Raw genomic sequence first — 3,556 nt, 5'->3', positions numbered from 1 at the left:
CGATGTCACCGAAGACCAGCAGCCGGCCTTCACCGTCAAGGTCAGCCAGAAGCTCGACCACGACCTGACCGTCACCCTGTCGAACGGCGATAAAGTCGTTATTCCGGCCGGTCAGACCGAAGCCGAATACAAAGCCAAGGCTCAGGGCGACGACGTCTTCAAGGATGGCGATACCCTGACCGTCGGCATCACCGATGCCGCTGTCGATGGCAAAGCCTTCGAGAACCTCGAGCTGGGCGGCAACGCCTCGGTACAGATCACCGACACTGTCAGCGAAGTGGTCGCCACCCTGACCGCCGACAAGACCACCGTCACCGAAGGCGGCCAGATCACCTACACCGTGACCCTGACCAACGCTCAGGGTCTGCCGGTCAATGGCCACAACGGCCTGACCTTCACCCTGACCGATGGCACCAAGGTCACCATCCCCGCTGGCAGCGCCAGCGGCACCTTCACCATCACTGCACCGGACGACGTGTTCGTCGGTGGCCAGCCGAGCATCGTCAACAAGATCGAATCGGTTGCCGGTGGCGACAACTTCGAGAAGCTGACCCTCGGTGACAACACCGTCACCACGAGCGTGACCGATGAGCCGGGTACCGGCACCCCAGGCACTGACAACCAGGGTGACAAGGTCTCCGTTACCATCGTCGGCAACGGCAACGTCACCGAAGACCAGCAGCCATCGTTCACCGTCAAGGTCAGCCAGAAACTTGGCCAGGACCTGACCGTCACCCTGAGCAATGGCGACAAAGTCGTCATTCCAGCCGGTCAGACCCAGGTCGAGTACAAAGCCGCAGCCCAGGGCGACGACGTGTTCAAGGATGGCAGCTCGCTGACCGTCGGCATCACCGATGCCACAGTCACCGGCAAGACCTTCGAGAACCTCGAGCTGGGTGGCAACGCCACCGTGCAGATCACCGACACCATCAGTGAAGTGGTCGCCACCCTGTCCGCCGACAAGACCACCGTGTCCGAAGGCGGCCAGATCACCTACACCGTGACCCTGACCAATGCCCAGGGCCTGTCGGTCACCGGCCACAACGGCCTGACCTTTACCCTCAGCGACGGCACCAAGGTCACCATCCCGGCCGGCAGCGCCAGCGGTACCGCCATCATCACGGCGCCTGACGACGTCTTCGTTGGCGGCCAAGCCACCATCAGCAACAAGATCACCGGCGTCACCGGTGCCGACAACTTCGAGAAACTGACCCTGGGTCAGAACGAAGTGCAGACCTCCGTGACCGACGAGCCGGGCACCGGAACTCCAGGCACCGACAACCAGGGCGACAAGGTCTCCGTCACCATCGTCGGCAACGGCAACGTCACCGAAGACCAGCAGCCGTCGTTCACCGTCAAGGTCAGCCAGAAGCTTGGCTACGACCTGACCGTCACCCTGTCCAACGGCGACAAGGTGGTGATCCCGGCAGGTCAGACCCAGACCGAGTACAAGGCCGCCGCACAGGGCGACGACGTGTTCAAGGACGGCAGCTCGCTGACCGTCGGTATCACCGATGCCACGGTTCCGGGCCATACCTTCGAGAACCTCGAGCTGGGTGGCAACGCCACCGTGCAAATCACCGACACCATCAGTGAAGTCGTGGCCACCTTGTCCGCCGACAAGACCACCGTTTCCGAAGGCGGCCAGATCACCTACACCGTGACCCTGACCAACGCCCAGGGCCTGTCGGTCACCGGCCACAATGGCCTGACCTTCACCCTGACCGACGGCACCAAGGTCACCATCCCGGCCGGCAGCGCCAGCGGCACCTTCACCATCACCGCCGCGGACGATGTATTCGTCGGTGGTCAGCCGACCATCAGCAACAAGATCACTGGTGTCACCGGTGCCGACAACTTCGAGAAACTGACCCTGGGTCAGAACGAAGTGAAGACTACCGTCACCGACGAACCAGGTTCGGGCACCCCAGGCACCGACAACCAGGGCGACAAGGTCTCCGTCACCATCGTCGGCAACGGCAACGTCAACGAAGCCCAGCAGCCGTCGTTCACCGTAAAGGTCAGCCAGAAGCTCGACCAGGACCTGACCGTCACCCTGAGCAATGGCGCCAAGGTGATCATCCCGGCCGGCCAGACCCAGGTCGAGTACAAGGCCAACGCCCAAGGTGATGATGTGTTCAAGGACGGCAGCTCGCTGACCGTCGGCATCACCGATGCCACGGTCACCGGCAAGACCTTCGAGAATCTGGAACTGGGCGGCAACGCCACCGTGCAGATCACCGACACCATCAGTGAAGTCGTGGCCACCTTGTCCGCCGACAAGACCACCGTCACTGAGGGTGGCCAGATCACCTACACCGTGACCCTGACCAACGCCCAGGGCCTGTCGGTCAACGGTCATAACGGCCTGACCTTCACCCTGTCCGACGGCACCAAGGTCACCATCCCAGCCGGCAGCGCCACTGGCACCGCCACCATCACCGCACCGGACGACGTGTTCGTCGGCGGCCAGGCCACCATCAGCAACAAGATCACCGGCGTCACCGGTGCCGACAACTTCGAGAAACTGACCCTGGGTCAGAACGAAGTGAAGACCTCGGTCACCGACGAACCGGGCTCGGGCACTCCAGGCACCGACAACCAGGGCGACAAGGTCTCGGTCACCATCGTCGGCAACGGCGATGTCAACGAAGCCCAGCAGCCGTCGTTCACCGTCAAGGTCAGCCAGAAGCTCGACCAGGACCTCACCGTGACCCTGAGCAATGGCGCCAAGGTAGTTATCCCTGCCGGCCAGACCCAGGTCGAGTACAAGGCGCCGGTCCAGGGCGACGACGTATTCAAGGACGGCGGCCCGCTCACCGTCGGCATCACCGATGCTAGCGTGGTCGGCAAGACCTTCGAGAACCTCGAGCTCGGCGGTTCGGCCACCGTGCAGATCAGCGACACCATCAGCGAAGTGGTCGCGACCCTGTCCGCCGACAAGACCACGGTTGCCGAGGGTGGCCAGTTCACCTACACCGTCACCCTGACCAACGCCCAAGGTCTGCCGGTCAACGGCCATAACGGCCTGACCTTCACCCTGAGCGACGGCACCAAGGTCACCATCCCGGCCGGCAGCGCCACTGGTACGGTCACCATCACCGCCAAGGACGACGTGTTCGTCGGCGGCCAGCCGAGCATCGTCAACAAGATCGAGTCCGTCACCGGTGGCGGCAACTTCGAGAAGCTGACCCTCGGCAGCAATACCCTGACCACCACGGTGACCGACGAACCGGGCTCGGGCACTCCAGGCACCGGCAACCAGGGCGACAAGGTCTCCGTTACCATCGTCGGCAACGGCGATGTCAACGAAGCCCAGCAGCCGTCGTTCACCGTCAAGGTCAGCCAGAAGCTCGACCAGGACCTGACCGTCACCCTGAGCAATGGCGCCAAGGTAGTCATTCCTGCCGGCCAGACCCAGGTCGAGTACAAGGCCGCCGCCCAAGGCGACGACGTGTTCAAGGACGGCAGCTCGCTGACCGTCGGCATCACCGATGCCACAGTCACCGGCAAGACCTTCGAGAACCTCGAGCTGGGTGGCAATGCCACCGTGCAG

Annotated in this window: 1 protein-coding gene; it reads left to right on the top strand. The window is 63.2% G+C overall.

The features are described from left to right. The coding region (locus CC207_RS14915; RefSeq protein ID WP_371916461.1) for an immunoglobulin-like domain-containing protein at positions 1 to 3,556 on the top strand (3,556 nt) is incomplete at both ends.

Source organism: Pseudomonas sp. DrBHI1 (assembly GCF_002205115.1).
Classification (GTDB): Bacteria; Pseudomonadota; Gammaproteobacteria; order Pseudomonadales; family Pseudomonadaceae; genus Aquipseudomonas; species Aquipseudomonas mosselii.
The sequence above is the reverse complement of the archived record's forward strand: the minus strand, read 5'-3'. Positions and strand labels throughout refer to the sequence as shown.